Origin of the sequence: Acinetobacter sp. YH12105, assembly GCF_013419095.1 — a bacterium.
Taxonomy (GTDB): Bacteria; Pseudomonadota; Gammaproteobacteria; order Pseudomonadales; family Moraxellaceae; genus Acinetobacter; species Acinetobacter pseudolwoffii.
Map to the genome: position 1 here is coordinate 1 of NZ_VPAU01000018.1, position 16030 is coordinate 16030.

At 41.6% G+C, this 16030-nt stretch carries 14 protein-coding genes, 2 tRNA genes and 3 pseudogenes; 9 read left to right on the forward strand and 10 right to left on the reverse strand.

Translation table 11 applies throughout. The features are described 5' to 3' along the window. Positions 1-209: 209 nt before the first annotated feature. Both FTU44_RS12325 and FTU44_RS12330 read right to left on the reverse strand, forming a co-directional pair. Complete coding sequence (locus FTU44_RS12325; protein ID WP_005173763.1) at positions 210-446, reverse strand: VF530 family DNA-binding protein; 237 nt, start codon at positions 444-446, stop codon at positions 210-212. Between the two features lie 115 nt (positions 447-561). Then, positions 562-751: pseudogene (locus FTU44_RS12330) on the reverse strand (type II toxin-antitoxin system HipA family toxin); the annotation flags it as partial. A gap of 346 nt (positions 752-1097) precedes the next feature. Between FTU44_RS12330 and FTU44_RS12335 the strand changes: the two are divergent. Then, a complete protein-coding gene (locus FTU44_RS12335) occupies positions 1098-2189 on the forward strand; it encodes an ATP-binding protein (RefSeq protein ID WP_180050920.1) in 1092 nt (363 codons plus the stop codon). Between the two features lie 48 nt (positions 2190-2237). Here FTU44_RS12335 and FTU44_RS12340 read toward each other — a convergent pair whose 3' ends face one another. Beyond that, positions 2238-2546: a helix-turn-helix transcriptional regulator gene (locus FTU44_RS12340; RefSeq protein WP_005173768.1), complete on the reverse strand. Its 309-nt coding sequence runs from the start codon at positions 2544-2546 to the stop codon at positions 2238-2240. A gap of 375 nt (positions 2547-2921) precedes the next feature. Between FTU44_RS12340 and acnA the strand changes: the two genes are divergently transcribed. Then, positions 2922-5678, forward strand: a complete 2757-nt coding sequence (gene acnA / locus FTU44_RS12345; protein ID WP_180050923.1) for an aconitate hydratase AcnA — start codon at positions 2922-2924, stop codon at positions 5676-5678. A 266-nt stretch (positions 5679-5944) separates the two neighbouring features. Here the strand turns inward: acnA and FTU44_RS12350 are convergent. From FTU44_RS12350 to FTU44_RS12370, 5 genes and pseudogenes are all read right to left on the reverse strand, one after another. After that, positions 5945-6207 (reverse strand): annotated as a pseudogene (locus FTU44_RS12350) (helix-turn-helix domain-containing protein). Continuing rightward, the gene (locus FTU44_RS12355; protein WP_180050925.1) at positions 6167-6529 is read right to left on the reverse strand and encodes a DUF2384 domain-containing protein; all 363 of its coding nucleotides are present in this window, start codon (positions 6527-6529) and stop codon (positions 6167-6169) included. Before FTU44_RS12355 ends, FTU44_RS12350 begins: the two are co-directional and overlap by 41 nt. Positions 6530-6657: 128 nt before the next feature. Beyond that, positions 6658-7816 (reverse strand): annotated as a pseudogene (locus FTU44_RS12360) (site-specific integrase); the annotation flags it as partial. 155 nt (positions 7817-7971) lie between these two features. Further along, positions 7972-8047, reverse strand: a tRNA-Gly gene (locus FTU44_RS12365). A 48-nt stretch (positions 8048-8095) separates the two neighbouring features. Further along, positions 8096-8168 (reverse strand) — tRNA-Gly (locus FTU44_RS12370). Positions 8169-8401: 233 nt separating this feature from the next. Between FTU44_RS12370 and FTU44_RS12375 the strand changes: the two genes are divergently transcribed. From FTU44_RS12375 to FTU44_RS12395, 5 genes are all read left to right on the forward strand, one after another. Continuing rightward, complete coding sequence (locus FTU44_RS12375; protein WP_005094610.1) at positions 8402-8710, forward strand: BolA family transcriptional regulator; 309 nt, start codon at positions 8402-8404, stop codon at positions 8708-8710. Between the two features lie 9 nt (positions 8711-8719). Then, positions 8720-9112, forward strand: a complete 393-nt coding sequence (locus FTU44_RS12380) for a SirB2 family protein (protein WP_005094609.1) — start codon at positions 8720-8722, stop codon at positions 9110-9112. A gap of 95 nt (positions 9113-9207) precedes the next feature. Then, positions 9208-10044 (forward strand): ParA family protein, encoded by an 837-nt coding sequence (locus FTU44_RS12385; protein ID WP_005094607.1) that lies wholly within the window; start codon positions 9208-9210, stop codon positions 10042-10044. Positions 10045-10057: 13 nt separating this feature from the next. After that, positions 10058-10450, forward strand: a complete 393-nt coding sequence (locus tag FTU44_RS12390; protein WP_005094604.1) for a hypothetical protein — start codon at positions 10058-10060, stop codon at positions 10448-10450. Between the two features lie 194 nt (positions 10451-10644). Next, the gene (locus tag FTU44_RS12395; RefSeq protein ID WP_159138893.1) at positions 10645-11238 is read left to right on the forward strand and encodes a threonine transporter RhtB; all 594 of its coding nucleotides are present in this window, start codon (positions 10645-10647) and stop codon (positions 11236-11238) included. 21 nt (positions 11239-11259) lie between these two features. Here the strand turns inward: FTU44_RS12395 and FTU44_RS12400 are convergent, their stop codons facing one another. Then, positions 11260-11898, reverse strand: a complete 639-nt coding sequence (locus FTU44_RS12400) for a DedA family protein (RefSeq protein WP_074383709.1) — start codon at positions 11896-11898, stop codon at positions 11260-11262. 271 nt (positions 11899-12169) lie between these two features. On the opposite strand from FTU44_RS12400, the gene FTU44_RS12405 reads away from it, so the two are divergent. Together FTU44_RS12405 and guaA are read left to right on the forward strand one after the other, a co-directional pair. Beyond that, positions 12170-12532, forward strand: a complete 363-nt coding sequence (locus FTU44_RS12405) for a NirD/YgiW/YdeI family stress tolerance protein (protein ID WP_180050928.1) — start codon at positions 12170-12172, stop codon at positions 12530-12532. Positions 12533-12722: 190 nt separating this feature from the next. After that, complete coding sequence (guaA, locus tag FTU44_RS12410) at positions 12723-14291, forward strand: glutamine-hydrolyzing GMP synthase (RefSeq protein ID WP_180050931.1); 1569 nt, start codon at positions 12723-12725, stop codon at positions 14289-14291. A gap of 274 nt (positions 14292-14565) precedes the next feature. On the opposite strand, the gene FTU44_RS12415 is transcribed toward guaA, so the two are convergent. Next, the gene (locus FTU44_RS12415; protein ID WP_159138891.1) at positions 14566-15915 is read right to left on the reverse strand and encodes a GGDEF domain-containing protein; all 1350 of its coding nucleotides are present in this window, start codon (positions 15913-15915) and stop codon (positions 14566-14568) included. Between the last annotated feature and the right edge of the window lie 115 nt (positions 15916-16030).

Sequence of the window (16030 nt, forward strand, 5' to 3'; positions counted from 1 at the left end):
GAAAGTTGGGTGTATTTCTTCATTGTGTGCTTTCCAATTGCGAGTTGAAAAAGTCCAATGATTCTACGAATACACCTAACTTTTTCAACTAACTACAAATGTGTCGCACTTGAGATTTGAATCTGCGATAATATTAATTTTAAATATATGATTTAATGTAAAATATTTTACTGACTGGTATAATTTGATGATAAGAGAGGAGCCTGGGTCTACGGTTTCTGTTTTGCCTTTTGGCGTAAGACGTACAAATATAAGCTTTCTACTTTTTCACGTGCCCATGGTGTGGTACGCAAGAATCGTAATGATGATTTAACACTTGGGTCTATGCAAAAACATCTAATTTCAATTTTACGACTTAAACCTTCAAAGCCACCGTAGTAATCCAATAATTCATCCAAAATGTCAGCAAGTTTTTTGCCGTGTAAAGGGTCATTGGGGGTGTTCATAATAGATCAATCGTATTTTGGGTGACCATTATTATAACCTGAGCTAATTGGAAAACTAGAGCGTTTGAATGTAGGTAATGATGGACTGAATAGCCACCAAAATTCTGGAGCACGCCCAGCAATCGGGTGAGGCATCATATATATGACTTGGTAATCCCATGTGCTGTGTAGGAAAGTTTTTTCTTAATGGGTCACCTTCTTAATGGGAGTAGGTACGAGGAGCGTTCTAAACCTTTACGGATCGCTTCAGCACTGTATTCAAAGGCAATTAATGGTCGACCTGTGATTGCTGCTGAGGAGACCAGTGTACCCCAAAGCCAATATTCACCCCATCAATTATAGTAAGCATTAAGTTTTTTGAGCGTGGATTTATTTCCAGATAAAGTCGTTCTTTACGAAGCCTCTCACATAAAACGCAACAACTTCTTCAGGTTTTTCTGAATCTTAAATCCATAATATTGGGTCTTATGTTCAGATATGGCTATTAAGCCACAAAATAATGGAGTTATAAAATGTGTCGGTTGATCGGTGAAAAGGTGCTTTATTGGGTGATTAGATCCTATTAGATTAAAGAAGTCTAATTAGACATTTACAATCTAATGAAATCTAATACAATCTATAGCAATAAAGAATCATTGTTGAGTAATTAAAATGAGTAGCATCTCCAATGACCCTTGGCATTTTCCACGTACAGAACTAGCTAAACAAATTTTAGGCATGTTTGAGACTGGACTAGCTAGTTCTCTGACTTTTTTTGCCCCACGCCGGATGGGAAAAACTGAATTTTTACGAAAAGATATTACGCCCTTAGCAGAACAGCTTGGATGGCGCGTTTTTTATTTCAGTTTTTTAGATGCAGGCCTGCATAGTGAAGGACAGTTTGTAAAAGCTCTTGATGAGTTTTCACAGCAAAATGGCTTGATTGGTAAAGCCAATCATTGGATTAAAAATATTGGCTCTTTAAGTACAGAGGTGGCAGGTGTAAAAGCCGAAATGACTCTTGCACAAGGGCAAGTGAATTCCAGTATTTTATCTAGTATTACAAAACTGGCTCAGCAGGGTAAACCTATTTTATTGCTACTTGATGAGATTCAGGCTTTAGCTAGTTCAAAATATAAAACAACTATTGCCAGTTTGCGTACTGCTTTAGATATGCATAAAGAAACGATAAAGGTAATTTTTACTGGTTCAAGTCGAGAGGGCTTGAGACAAATGTTTTCTGTGAGTAGTGCTCCATTTTTTCATTATGGGCAGAATTTACCTTTTCCAAATCTAACAAAAGCATTTACAGATCATCTGGCAGATGTATTTAATCAAATAACAGGACGTAGTTTGGATAAAGAAATTTTATGGTGTGCTTTTTTAGATATGAAGCAAAGTCCTCAACTGGTGAGGTCATTGGTTGAGCGTTTAGCATTAAACCCAATGCTGGCTATAGATTTTGCAAAGGAACAGCTTATAGCCGATACAATGGGGCACCGTGACTTTTCAGGATTATGGGGAGAGTTTAAGTTATTAGAACAGCTGCTCTTAAAAGCCATAGCTGAATCACAAGTTGAACTTTATAGTATTCAATTTAGACAGCATCTTGCTGACTCCATCGGTGTAGACAGCATTGCAGTATCAAGTATTCAATCTGCCCTACGTTCTTTATCAAAAAAACAAATTATTTTTAAACCAGAAAATGGTACTTATGAAATCGAGGATGCTCTTTTTAAAGAATGGATTATGGATGAAGCATAAATTTTTTAATAATGGTCAGTACCCGGTAAAATACCTCGTTAAGAGGATTCATGATTCCTCATCTCCGAGAAGACCCTTCCATGGGTTGGTCATTAAGTCATCCTGATCTTCGATCGTGATTTTAATTTCATCATTCAATAATTGTCTGATTAAATGAACTTTATCATCTGGAATGAGCATCAGTTGAGCATTTAATCCTGCCGCGATAATTTCTAAGGTCTCTAATCGTGGATTGCCCTGACTTTCCAGTTTTTGGTACTGCTGTCTTGAAATGCCTGTACGGGATTGCATATTAACTTGCTTTAAGCCCAATAGGGTTCGTCTTTTTTTGATTTGCTGAAGTAAAGATTCATTCATTGTAGACACATTTATTTCTTTTAGGTTCTATAAGAAACATATTAGTTTCTTTTTTTGAAAAGCATTTATGATTTTATTATTTCGATCTGTAAAACAGCCCTAGCTACGTAGTGATCTGAAATCATTCTGAAAATACAGTTAAAATACGTGGTTCAATTTAACTTATCTCCTTACGGAATTGGCAGAAAGATTGTCGATGCCGGATCTGAACTGTCGACAACTCTCTGGCAAAAATTCCTCGCAGCCCTGCATTTAACTGCCTAGCGCAATCCGATAATAAATAATAACAAACCCGCCGCGCAGTTGGCATACAGTAAGTAAAGAAGTGGTTGACTGTGATCATAAAAATAACATCTTAAGCCGGAGGGAAACTAGATGGCCAAGTATAGTGATATCAATAGTTTTAATACCTTAGAAACATTGACCGTCGGTTCAGAACACTATCAGATTTTCAACCTGTCCAAATTGCAAGCGCAATTGGGCGACCTGTCCCGGCTGCCAAAATCTTTAAAAGTCTTGCTGGAAAATTTACTACGTTTTGAAGATCAGCTCACGGTGAAAACCGAGCATATTCATGCGCTGGCAGGGTGGTTAAACAACCAAACCTCAGAACAGGAAATCCAGTATCGTCCGGCACGGGTCCTGATGCAGGATTTTACCGGTGTTCCCGCAGTGGTTGATCTTGCCGCGATGCGTGCAGCGGTGGCCAAAGCTGGTGGTGACCCGGAAAAAATTAATCCGTTGTCACCGGTGGATTTGGTCATCGATCACTCGGTGATGGTCGATTACTTTGCCAGTCCGCAAGCTTTTGAGCAGAATGTCGCAATTGAGATGCAACGCAATGGCGAGCGCTACCAATTTCTACGTTGGGGGCAGGCTGCGCTCAATCAGTTTCGCGTGGTGCCGCCAGGAACCGGGATTTGCCATCAGGTTAATCTGGAACATCTGGCACAAGTAGTTTGGAGCAATGAGGTCGATGGGCAGCGCTTTGCCTTTCCTGATACCTTAGTCGGTACCGATTCACATACCACCATGATCAATGGCTTAGGCGTGTTAGGTTGGGGAGTAGGCGGCATCGAAGCGGAAGCGGCCATGCTGGGCCAACCGATCTCCATGCTGATTCCAGAAGTGATCGGCTTTAAGCTCATAGGTAAACTCAAAGAAGGTATTACAGCAACTGATCTGGTGCTGACCATTACCCAGATGCTTCGCCAAAAAGGCGTAGTTGGAAAATTTGTCGAATTTTATGGCGATGGTCTGGCCGATTTACCCTTGGCTGACCGTGCCACTATTGCCAATATGGCACCCGAATATGGCGCTACCTGTGGCTTTTTCCCGGTTGATGAGGTAACGCTTTCCTATTTACGTTTAACCGGACGTCAGCCGGAAAGAATTGCCTTGGTAGAGGCCTATAGCAAGTTGCAAGGATTATGGCGTAATCCGGGGGATGAACCCGTCTTTACCGACACTCTGGCTTTAGATATGTCGACAGTAGAAGCCAGTCTGGCGGGTCCGAAACGCCCGCAGGATCGTGTGCTATTGTCGCAAGTGCCAAAAATCTTTCATGCCTTCATGGATCTGGCCTTGAAACCGGTCAAAGAAGAAAAAGAGCGTCTGGAAAATGAAGGAGGGGGAGGTACGGCTGTTGAAGCGAAACAGGCCAACCTGCCACATGAAAATGCTTTTTGTATGATTGATGGTGAAAAATATCCGTTGCAGCATGGTGATGTAGTGATTTCAGCCATTACCTCCTGTACCAATACCTCGAATCCCAGTGTCATGTTGGCAGCAGGCCTATTGGCCAAAAAAGCAATCGAAAAAGGTTTGCAGCGGAAACCTTGGGTGAAAAGTTCACTGGCTCCAGGTTCCAAAGTGGTCAGCGATTATCTTGATGCAGCAGGGTTGACGCCTTATTTGAATCAACTGGGTTATAACCTGGTGGGTTATGGTTGCACTACCTGTATTGGTAATTCGGGACCTTTACCTGAAGTGATTGAAGAAGCTGTGCAATGTTTTGATTTGAATGTAGCTTCAGTGCTTTCCGGAAACCGTAACTTTGAAGGACGGGTGCATCCTTTGGTGAAAACCAACTGGCTCGCCTCGCCACCCTTAGTAGTTGCCTATGGTCTGGTCGGGAATATTCGAACTGATCTCACTGCTGAGCCGATAGGTGAAGGTTTTGATGGCCAAGCAGTTTATTTAAAAGATATCTGGCCGACACAAATGGAAATTGATGCCGCACTACAGAACGTGAATACTGAGATGTTCCATAAAGAATATGCGGAAGTGTTTGAAGGCGATGCCAAGTGGAAAGTAATCCAGATCCCACAAAGTCAAACCTATGCTTGGGATGAACAATCAACCTATATCCGGCATCCTCCCTTTTTTGCAGAAATTGATCAGCCGGTGCGACCAATTCAGCCGATCAAACAGGCACGGATTTTGGCTATATTAGGCGATTCAGTCACGACGGATCATATTTCCCCGGCGGGTAATATCAAAAAAGATAGTCCGGCCGGCCGATATTTGCAGCAACAGGGGGTTGATGTAAAAGACTTTAATTCTTATGGCTCCCGCCGTGGCAACCATGAAGTGATGATGCGAGGTACCTTTGCCAATATCCGCATCAAAAACGAAATGCTGGGTGGCGAGGAGGGTGGCAATACCCTGCATATTCCAAGTGCAGAAAAACTCTCGATTTATGATGCGGCAATGCGCTATCAGGCAGAACAAACCCCACTCGTAATGATTGCTGGGAAAGAATATGGTACCGGTTCTTCACGTGACTGGGCGGCCAAAGGCACCAACCTGTTGGGGGTGAAAGCGGTGATTGCTGAAAGTTTTGAGCGGATTCACCGTTCCAATCTGGTTGGCATGGGGGTGTTACCTTTACAGTTTTTAGAGGGTCAAAACCGGCAGATCTTGAACCTAACGGGCCATGAAACACTGTCAATTTTAGGCTTGTCGGATGATATTCATCCGCATCAAATGCTGAAAGTAGATGTGCAACATACCGATGGTACGTGTAGCCATTTTCAAGTGTTGTGTCGTATTGATACCTTGAATGAGGTGGAATACTTTAAGGCCGGTGGTATCTTGCACTATGTCTTGCGCAATTTGCTCGCTTCCTAAATTGAATGATGAAAGCCCGATACCTACCATAATGCCGGTCAGTTAAGAATTGAAAAACTAAAATTATGCTCAATTAAGACATAAATTTAGATCAATTTAAATTCAAATATAAGGAAATTTAGATTTTTTTTCATCCAAATTTCCTTAACTGACTGGTATTAATCTTTTGATGGGCCTCTTCATAATCTAATGGAGAGCGCTGACCAGTGGAACTATGCCTACATTATTAGGTGTAATATCAAATGTGAACATAAATCTAATCTAATTTATTCATCATATTCCGCAAATATTTCTTCAATTTCATCCCATTGGGGCAAGTTAAACTTTTTTTATTCACTTCGAATTGTAAACCCATGCCATCAAGCACACGTTCAAATATGTCAAATGAACCTGTAAAATGGCCATTCTCTATCTCTGAAATTGTTGTTTTATTCACTTTAGTCTTTTCTGAAAGACTTTTCTGTGTATAGCCTAATACTTTGCTTATCTTAAAGTTTAGCCCGAAGACCTTCCACCAATTGTAAAACAGAGGCCAATCCCTGAGAGTTCTGAATCTGTTCTATTAGAATACCATTCATCAATTTATTGGGTGATTTCATAAAATGCTGCATCCAGGCTGTATCCCCATCTGTTAGAGCATCTAGTGATGTGGTAATACGGATTAAAGTGAGGGCGATTTCTCCCTGTTTTGAAGTGGGATCTAATTCAAGAGAGGTTAAAGTTTTCACCGAATCTATACTGAGTATTAAGGCTAGTTGATCCTGTGCAAGACCAAGTCGTTCAGCAGCAGCTAAAACTACCTTAGCTAATATCATTTTCTTTTTTGCAGTTTTTTCTGATGTTGTACGCATGACCGATCCCTGTTTCAGACGCTGCTAATTCATAGAGTTTATACTATTTAATTATCGTTGATCAGACACTCAATTTTTACTAAATATATTAAATTTGGTTTTAGATAAGGAAGCAACGGTTAAATTATTTAACAGCATGTAGTTATTTTTAGACCTTCAGCTTTAAGTTCAAAGAGATCGAGGTCTGCCAATACAGGCTAAATGTAAACAGAATTTAAATGCGGCCAGTGCTTTGGCATCTTTTGTTGAGTAAAGCTGGAGACGAACATAATCTTCTTGAGTGGTAGGATGCTCTGTTGTGCTCGATTTAGCCAGCTTCAGTAATAAAGGCTGTTTCTTTTTATCTAGCAATTGTACCAAGTCTTGTCCAAGCAAATGCCAAAATTGATGGGGAAACAGGTCTTTTACCTTGGAATAAAATGATTCCAATTGATCGATTTTATTCCATCGATAATGAATGCCAGTATGCGAAACCGTAACACGACTTAAAAATGTCTCAAGCACCGCTTTTATTTGATCTGGCTTTTTTTCAAAGATATTTTGAATATTTTCAAAGAAATAGTTCTTTGCTGTGCGCTCTTCAACGGTATCAATCATGGCGGGTTTTAAAGGTTTATCAAGATGATTCGTGTTGTTGAGATCAAATAACCTTGGGTTGTTTTTTTGAGACTTGAGTTGGCCCAGTTGTTTGGCATTTTTATACCAGTACTCAACCAGTTCTATAGGTAAGCTCATTTCCTGTGATACCCGGTCTGGATCATGATGAATTTCCAGTAAATTTAGGCACTTAAAAAACCATGCAAATGAGATTTTGGATTCCTTTGTTCCTGCGAAATATTTAGAAAAATCATGAGGCTGTGAGTTAAATGAAACCTCATCCAGAATGTCTTCTATGTTACTTTTTAACCAGTCAGTTTGGTCGTTGAGTAACTGCTGACTTAAATGAATAGCATGCTTTTCAAAATTGAATGGAGCAGTATCTTTTACTGTGTTTAAAAATTTGAAAGAAGGTAGGTAGCCCATCATCTTCTTTACTAATTGAGTATCTATGTCTGGATGATATTGCAGTATTTTATGCCCAGCGATCAGGTAGCTCAGATGAATATAGCTTTTAAAGGTTTCTGTAGGGTCAATGTGACCCAGTAAATGGGCAATCATAAACCAATGATTTTGACCATGCGTATTACGGAGTAACTCTGTCCGAATGGACTGATATTCTTCTTCGGTATAATCCGTCACATTCTTGACCAGTGGAGCGTAATTACAGTTCAGAACAACGGATAAGGTCGTGGGCACGCCATGGTCACATCTTGGTCACAAAATATAAATTACATTAAGAATATTTTTTATTGAATTGAATAACAAAGGAAGGGGGATTTTTAAAAATATAATAAAATCAACAATAAAAAAGCCCCCATCTTTCGATGAGGGCTTTTTGAATCTGGAGCGGGAAAGGAGACTCGAACTCCCGACCCCAACCTTGGCAAGGTTATGCTCTACCAACTGAGCTATTCCCGCGGAGTCTATAAAGTTTTTTAAATGAAAAAACTAAATGAAAAAATTTTGAGCGGGAAAGGAGACTCGAACTCCCGACCCCAACCTTGGCAAGGTTATGCTCTACCAACTGAGCTATTCCCGCATGCCGTGTATAATACAGCATGAAAAAATGTGGTCAACACCTTTGTTAAAAATCTTGTATCAATTGCATAAAATAAAAGCAAAATATTTTAGACCAGACAATAAATCACCAATATTCATGTGGGAATTCATGAAACTTCGCCACAATCAACAGATTGCGCTGTAACAGATTACCAAAATACTCAGCAGAACAAGGTATACTGACTTTATATTTTCAAAGATTGGAGTCAGGCCATGAGCTTAGAACAACAACTGAAAGATCGTTTAGCACAATTATCTCCGACCCATTTAGACGTGGTGAATGAATCTTCGGGTCATGGCGGTTATTTCCCTGGAAAAGAGTCTCATTTTAAAACTGTGATTGTCAGTCAGGCCTTTGCCGGTTTACGTCCAGTCCAGCGTCATCAGAAAGTCTATGCTGCTGCTGGTGATTTACTGGCCAAAGACAAGATTCATGCGCTGGCAATCCATGCATTTTTGCCTGAAGAATGGGCAGGGCAGGACACGACCAGTCCAGCTTGTGCACATGCACCAAAAAACTAAGAGGAAATGATGGAAACTCAACTTTTAGTCAAAATTATTCATATGTCAGCAGCAGGATTGGCGATTGTCGCCATTCTTGCCCGTGCCTTGACTTTGTTTATTGGTACACAAGGCAACCTACCGAATCCAAAGGCACGAATTGCGCTGGTGGCTTTACAGCATCTGGCCATTACGGTGATCGCGTTTACAGGTATTGTGTCATTGGTGATCAAGGATTTTGATGTGCAACCCTGGTTTTATGCCAAGGTTATTTTATTTTTTGTGCTGGTATCCTCTTTAGCTAAAGCCTATAAAAAAGATGATTCAATCTTGCTGGCACAACGCCGGGCTGGCTTATTTATTGCGGTAGTTTCATTGGTTTCTATTTTGATCTTGGTGATGATCAAGCCGAATTTTGGCTAAAAGCAAGCAGGCTGTGACTTCAAGCGCAGTCTGCCTATGTGAATAATTAAAAAATACAAGTGTGATAAAAGTAGTTAAAAATAACAGGAGGGGACATGCATACACGTGTGGTATTTAATCAAAAAGGTGGGGTGGGTAAGTCCAGTATTACCGTTAATCTGGCCGCGATCAGCGCACATCAGGGTTTAAAAACTTTACTCATTGACCTGGATCCACAAGCCAATTCCAGTCAATACGTATTAGGTGACGATGCGACCTATTCAAGTGACAAGCCGGCATTAGAACCGAATATTGAAAACTATTTTGAAAATGTGCTGGGCAATCAGCAAAGTAAAGGCTTGCTCGGCAATGCAATTGGCTCGATTTTGAAAAGCCGTAGCAAAGGTCTGGAAAGTTATGTGCATCAGTCTCCCTTTAAGTATCTGGATGTGATTCCAGCCAGCCCGACACTGGGCGCCTTGGCACATGCACTGGAGTCCAAGCATAAAATCTACAAACTGCGAGATGCTTTACAACAATTGTCCGGGCAATATGATCGGGTGTTTATTGATACCCCGCCGGCATTTAATTTCTTTACACTGTCGGCTTTGATTGCTGCAGACCGCGTGCTGATTCCATTTGACTGTGATGTGTTTTCTAAACGCGCCTTACAGACCCTGATTGAAAATGTCATTGAAACCCAAGATGACCATAATGAAAGACTGGAAATTGAAGGTATTGTGGTGAATCAGTTTCAGGCACAGGCCAGATTACCGCGTGAAGTGGTGCAGCAACTGAAAGATGAAGGATTGCCCGTACTCAATAGTATGTTACCGCCCTCCATCTTAATGAAAGAATCTCATCATAAAAATCAGCCCCTGATTCATTTGGCTACTGATCATAAATTGACTCAGGCCTATCAATCGTTGTTCAATGAGATAGAGCAGAACTAAGATCGAGTTAACTATGAAACTTGTGAAATTAAGCCTGAGTATTGCAGCACTTGCATTGCTGAGTGCTTGTGCAACAACGGTGAAACCCACCTATGTGTCCCCGACCCAGTATCAGACCTTGGGTTGTCAGCAGCTGCAAGGCGAATATAACCGTATTCAGCAATATATCGACAATGGCGTGGAAGCGCCAAAACGCACGGGTGTAGGTGTGGGCGTCGGTCTGGGTGGTGGCTGGGGCAGTCGCGGTGGTTGGGGAATTGGTCCGAGTGTTTCCGTCAATATGGGACAGTCATCCAATACCAAGCGAACCGAACTGGCACGGCTTTTAGGTGAACAGGAAGCGATTGTTCAGGCCGCCCGTTACAAAAATTGTCCGATTGTGGTTCGTCAGAATATTGCTAAATAACGAATTCCTGATCTCTTCATAAATGCTGATCTTGGGTCAGCATTTTTTATGATTTTTTCAAAATAGCCGAGCTGATATTCCGCTTAATATCACTTGAAATGGCGCGTATCGTCTCAGCATCCTAGATTTATAGAGCTGTTCTGGCATGAGAATATTGATTAAGCTATAAGCTAGGCCCGGAATAGTTCATCACGATGATTGAAAATTGGTTATTTGTATTGGGGCTAATCGCCGTTCTGATGATTCCAGGGCCGGCGAATGCCTTGGTCGCCAGCTCTGCGTATCAGCAGGGTCAGGCCAAAACCAGCCTTTATATTCCTGCCATTCTGATGGGCTATTTTTATGCGATTAATGTCTGGGCTTTGTTAATTCATCTGGCTTTACCGATCTGGCCAAATTTCAAAAGCTTGTTGTATGTCCTGAGTACCATCTGTGTGGGCTGGATGACGCTGCATTTATATAAGGCCCAGCAGTTAGAACGCTATAGCAAAAATCATCCGCAGATTCGTCCCTGGCAAATGTTTACTGTCACCTTAAGCAATCCTAAAGCAGCATTGTTGGCCTCCGGGATTTTACCCATGGAAACCTGGCAAAGTCCGACCAACTTTGTTCTGGTGTTTGCTGCCTTTTGCTTGAGTACCGTTCCAGTAGGGATTTTCTGGATGGTCTTTGGTCAGGCAATTTTGAGCAGTCACTCTGAAAAAATAAAAGCCGGCCTTATTTATAGAGGCTCGGCTCTGTTTGTACTGCTTTGTCTGATCCCATTACTGATCAAGCTCTGGGATTAAATGCACAGGCTATAAAAAATCTTAAGCTGTTTTACTTTTTTTGAGTCTTTGTTGAATAAAGCCGATCACACCTGGCAAGACACTTAAAATAATAATACCGAAAATCAAATAGGTGAAGTTATCTTTGACGATCGGCATATTACCGAACATATAGCCCAGAATGACAAATGAGCTGATCCAGATAAATCCACCTACTACATTATAGCTCAGGAAATATTTGTAATTCATGCTGCCAGCACCAGCGACAAAAGGTGCAAAGGTACGAGCAAAAGGCACAAAACGCGCAAAAATAATGGTTTTACCACCATGTCTGGCAAAGAATTGCTGGGTCGCCAATAAATGTTTTTTATTGATAAAGCGCGATTCAATCTCGAAAACCCGCGGCCCGATATATTTGCCAATATGGTAATTCAGGGTATCGCCCAATACTGCCGCAACAAATAAAAGCGGAATCAGTACCCAGGGATCCATCACACCTGTAGACGCTGCCAAAGCACCTGCTGCAAATAGCAAGCTGTCGCCGGGCAAGAACGGCATCACCACCAGACCTGTTTCTACAAAGATAATCAGGAAAAGAATGGCATAAATCCAGATCCCGTAATTGGTGATAAATTCAAGCAAGTGATCATCAACATGCAAGATAAAATCAATCAGTTCCATGAGCCCAGTACAAGCAAAAGTGTGGTCAAATCCTAACAGCGATCACCTCTAAAGTCAGTAATAAAAGTCGACTATTTTGCGGCTTATTTTTCTGCTTTCGGGCTAATCCTGTCATTTTAAAAATGGATGTATCAGCGTATTTACAGATTTTTATTGGATCTTTCTGAGCAGACTACACAAGTTCATCATGCCGTTACATAACTTCTGCGGCGTCTGCTTCAGCTTTCTGTTTAGATCATGAAATCATCATAAAAATAGCAGGTCAAAACATATGAAAAAATATATTCTTGCGACACTAGTTCTGGCAGTTGCCAGTCCGGCACTTTGGGCTAAATCCGATCAGGCTGTTCTGGCAGAAGCCAAAAAGAATGTGGTCAGTATTGCTCAGGCACACAAAATGAAAGATGAAACCGGCGTGACCTTAACAGGCCAGATCGTTAAACAGCGTGCAGCACAAAGTGATGAATTTGAATTAAAAGATAAAACCGGCAGCATCATGATTGATGTGGATGACGACCACTGGAAAAGATTAAAACTCAAAGCAGGCGACCGAGTGAAAGTCTGGGGCGAGGTCGATACGCACCGCAACAAACCCACGGATATTGAAGTGATTCAGATTGAACATCTGAAATAAACCATTCATTTGGCTGGAACAGAGAAATCAGCGGAAGTCTGCTCTCCTGTTCCAGCCAAAAATGAGGGCATTATTTTCTGAAATTTCTTAACTGTTTAATATTTAAACCAATTGGAATAGTGTGCTTAAACACAAGAAAAATGCTAGAATACGGCGCTTATCTTTCGTTTGCCTTTCATAGTTGTTCGTCATGACTACCAATACTCAAATTACTGAAGATCGTATCCTGATTCTGGATTTCGGTTCTCAATATAGTCAGCTCATCGCACGTCGTGTCCGTGAAGCTGGTGTATATTCTGAAATGTATGCCTATGATATGTCTGAAGAAGACATTCGTGCATTTAATCCAAACGGTATCATCTTGTCTGGTGGACCTGAGAGCGTTCACCTTGAAGGCAGCCCGCGTGCGCCGCAAGTGGTATTCGAGCTGGGTGTGCCGGTATTGGGTATTTGTTATGGCCTGCAAACCATGTGCGAACAGCTTGGTGGTAAAGTTGAGCCGGGTCATGTACATGAGTTTGGCTATGCCGAAGTTGATATCGTGGTACGTGACAAGCTGATCGGTAATTTACAGGACCGTGAAAACCAGCTGCATGTCTGGATGAGCCATGGCGATAAAGTTGCCCGTATTCCAGAAGGCTTCCAGATCACTGCACAAACGCCTAGCTGTCCAATTGCGATGGTTTCTGATGAAACTCGCCGTTTCTATGGTATTCAGTTCCATCCTGAAGTTACACATACGTCTAAAGGTGCAGAATTACTATCAAACTTCGTGCATCAAATTTGTGGTTGTCGCGGTCTGTGGACGCCAGAACACATTATTGATCTACGTGTAGAACAGCTTCGCCAACAGATTGGTGATGAAAAAGTATTACTGGGTCTTTCTGGTGGTGTGGATTCATCTGTTGTAGCCGCGCTGTTGCATAAAGCGATCGGTGATCAGCTGACTTGTGTATTTGTAGACAACGGTCTGCTTCGTTTGAACGAAGGCGATCAAGTGATGCAAATGTTTGCTGACAACATGGGTATCCGCGTGATTCGTGCTGCTGCTGAAGAGCGTTTCTTGACTGCACTTGCAGGCGAAGTTGATCCTGAAGCAAAACGTAAAATTATTGGCCGTGAATTTATTGCTGTCTTCGCTGAAGAAGCACGTAAATTAGATGGTGTAAAATTCCTTGCACAAGGTACGATTTATCCAGACGTGATTGAATCTGCTGCAAGCAAACAGGGCAAGGCACATGTGATTAAATCGCACCACAACGTGGGTGGTTTACCAGCAGACTTGGCTTTTGAACTGGTTGAACCATTACGTGACTTGTTTAAAGATGAAGTACGTAAATTGGGTACCACTTTGGGCTTGCCACACAGCATGATTTACCGTCATCCATTCCCAGGCCCAGGTCTAGGTGTGCGTATCTTGGGTGAAGTGAAAAAAGAATATGCAGACATTTTACGTCTTGCTGATGACATTTTCATGCAGGAACTTCGTGCCAGCGGTTGGTATGACAAGACTGCTCAAGCATTTGCGGTATTCCAGCCGGTGAAATCTGTCGGTGTTGTCGGTGATGGTCGCCGTTATGCATGGGTAATTGCACTGCGTGCAGTAGAAACTGTGGACTTTATGACTGCTCGTTTCGCGCATCTTCCTTATGATCTAGTCGATAAAATCTCGACTCGTATCATGAATGAAATTAAAGATGTTTCTCGTGTTGTGTATGACGTATCGTCTAAACCACCTGCAACTATTGAATGGGAGTAAAATCGGGATTTCTAAAAGCGATAGCTTTTAGCCGATTTTACGCCAAGAGCTATGCTCGCGGCAGTGAGGGATTTCACGAAGCACGGCTTCTTGCCTGAATGATGCCAAGCGCTATGCACGTAGTAAATATCTGGTTGATCGGAGATATCCCGATAAAAAAGAGCGCTTCGGTGCTCTTTTTTATTAGGATTTTTTCTTCGTGATAGAATATGCAACTTTTCCATGTAAAGTTTATAAAAATTTAAGCTTTCACTAATATTCCTGATTTCATTATTTAAAGGGCGGACCAGAACTGCTTGGTTTGATTGGCCTTTGAATGACCTTGCTGGGTCACGGGCTTAAAGGCATTCCAAGGATTGGCTGGAGCAGGTTTGGGCTTTTCCAGCATTTTGGAATGATAAACTTCAATCCGATTTCGGCCTGATTTTTTCGCCTGATATAAAGCGATATCGGCTTGCTTGATCAGCTCCTCCAGCTTTTGCGTAGGCGACTCCAGTTCTGCTATACCAATCGAAATGGTAAAACGAATGGGCTGGTTCGGTTTGGCATAAACAAATTGTTTCTGAATTGCACAACGAATTCGCTCTGCAATCACCAGACTGTCTGGCAGCTGGGTATCTTCCAAGAGAGCAATAAACTCTTCACCACCAAAACGTGCAAGTACATCGCTATGGCGCATTTCTTTACGGGTGACTTCAGCAATCAGTTGTAGTACGCGATCGCCGATGTCATGCCCATAGTTGTCATTGATATTTTTAAAATGATCGACATCAAACATCAGCAGGCAGGTGCTGGCATGTTTGGGCCATTGATGAATAGAACGTTCAGCCATATCGACAAAATGGCGGCGGTTGTATAACTGGGTCAAATCATCCGTATGTGCCAGATTTTTTAAGGTTTGATAGTTCCATTCGTCCAGCAAAGAGCGCAGGAAGGAACGCCGTACATTCAGAATGTTATTCCAGTTAATATAAATGCTAAAAAACCAGAGTGGACTAAACACGACAGTAAAAATAAAGGCTTGAGATGCACTCATTAACTGGGTCACTCCAATCATGATAAACAGGGCAATCAAGATGGAACAATAGACCGCAACTTTAAATTGGGTCTGTATACACAGATTGGCGATGAGAATAAAGATCGCAGAGGCGTAAATATAGGTAGCAACATGGGGGCTGCTTGAAAGCACCAGCAGGCCAATCCATGCAGCTGCAGCCACAGTGGTGGCGATCGGCAGGATTCTATCTAGAATCTGAATGTTTTTATATGTGTTAAACAAGTAATAACAGCAAAGCATAGCGCCTAGAACCAAGATGACGCGTATCAGACCAGAAATAAAAAACATGTCTGGAATAATCAGAATATCGGCAAAGAAATACAGCAAAAAGGCAATTTGTGCCAGATAGTTAATTTGACGTAAATTAGTATGACTATGCGTATAGACATAATCATGAAAATATTGCTGAAATGGAGCAGGAATACGAGCATGAGGATCTGTCAGCGCCTGTTCGATCAGCTGACGGTTTTGCAGATCACATTCAGATAATTTCAGTGATTTATCGGTCGTTGAGTTTTGAAAAGATATATTCGCCGTTGAATATATATTCTCATGCTGAGCAGACATGTCCTGGTCCAGTATTATTTTTATAGGTGCCTATTATGCCGTGATTGGATGAAAAATAACCTCCCTAAAAATGGGTATCTGACTTAAATTTGACTTTAAAACGTAACAAAAATTA

Bases quoted from the DNA above. Each gene is read 5' to 3' on its own strand.
- FTU44_RS12325 (WP_005173763.1), bottom strand. From the start codon at position 446: ATGAACACCCCCAATGACCCTTTACACGGCAAAAAACTTGCTGACATT.
- FTU44_RS12335 (WP_180050920.1), top strand. From the start codon at position 1,098: ATGAGTAGCATCTCCAATGACCCTTGGCATTTTCCACGTACAGAACTA.
- FTU44_RS12340 (WP_005173768.1), bottom strand. From the start codon at position 2,546: ATGAATGAATCTTTACTTCAGCAAATCAAAAAAAGACGAACCCTATTG.
- acnA (WP_180050923.1), top strand. From the start codon at position 2,922: ATGGCCAAGTATAGTGATATCAATAGTTTTAATACCTTAGAAACATTG.
- FTU44_RS12355 (WP_180050925.1), bottom strand. From the start codon at position 6,529: ATGCGTACAACATCAGAAAAAACTGCAAAAAAGAAAATGATATTAGCT.
- FTU44_RS12375 (WP_005094610.1), top strand. From the start codon at position 8,402: ATGAGCTTAGAACAACAACTGAAAGATCGTTTAGCACAATTATCTCCG.
- FTU44_RS12380 (WP_005094609.1), top strand. From the start codon at position 8,720: ATGGAAACTCAACTTTTAGTCAAAATTATTCATATGTCAGCAGCAGGA.
- FTU44_RS12385 (WP_005094607.1), top strand. From the start codon at position 9,208: ATGCATACACGTGTGGTATTTAATCAAAAAGGTGGGGTGGGTAAGTCC.
- FTU44_RS12390 (WP_005094604.1), top strand. From the start codon at position 10,058: ATGAAACTTGTGAAATTAAGCCTGAGTATTGCAGCACTTGCATTGCTG.
- FTU44_RS12395 (WP_159138893.1), top strand. From the start codon at position 10,645: ATGATTGAAAATTGGTTATTTGTATTGGGGCTAATCGCCGTTCTGATG.
- FTU44_RS12400 (WP_074383709.1), bottom strand. From the start codon at position 11,898: ATGGAACTGATTGATTTTATCTTGCATGTTGATGATCACTTGCTTGAA.
- FTU44_RS12405 (WP_180050928.1), top strand. From the start codon at position 12,170: ATGAAAAAATATATTCTTGCGACACTAGTTCTGGCAGTTGCCAGTCCG.
- guaA (WP_180050931.1), top strand. From the start codon at position 12,723: ATGACTACCAATACTCAAATTACTGAAGATCGTATCCTGATTCTGGAT.
- FTU44_RS12415 (WP_159138891.1), bottom strand. From the start codon at position 15,915: ATGTCTGCTCAGCATGAGAATATATATTCAACGGCGAATATATCTTTT.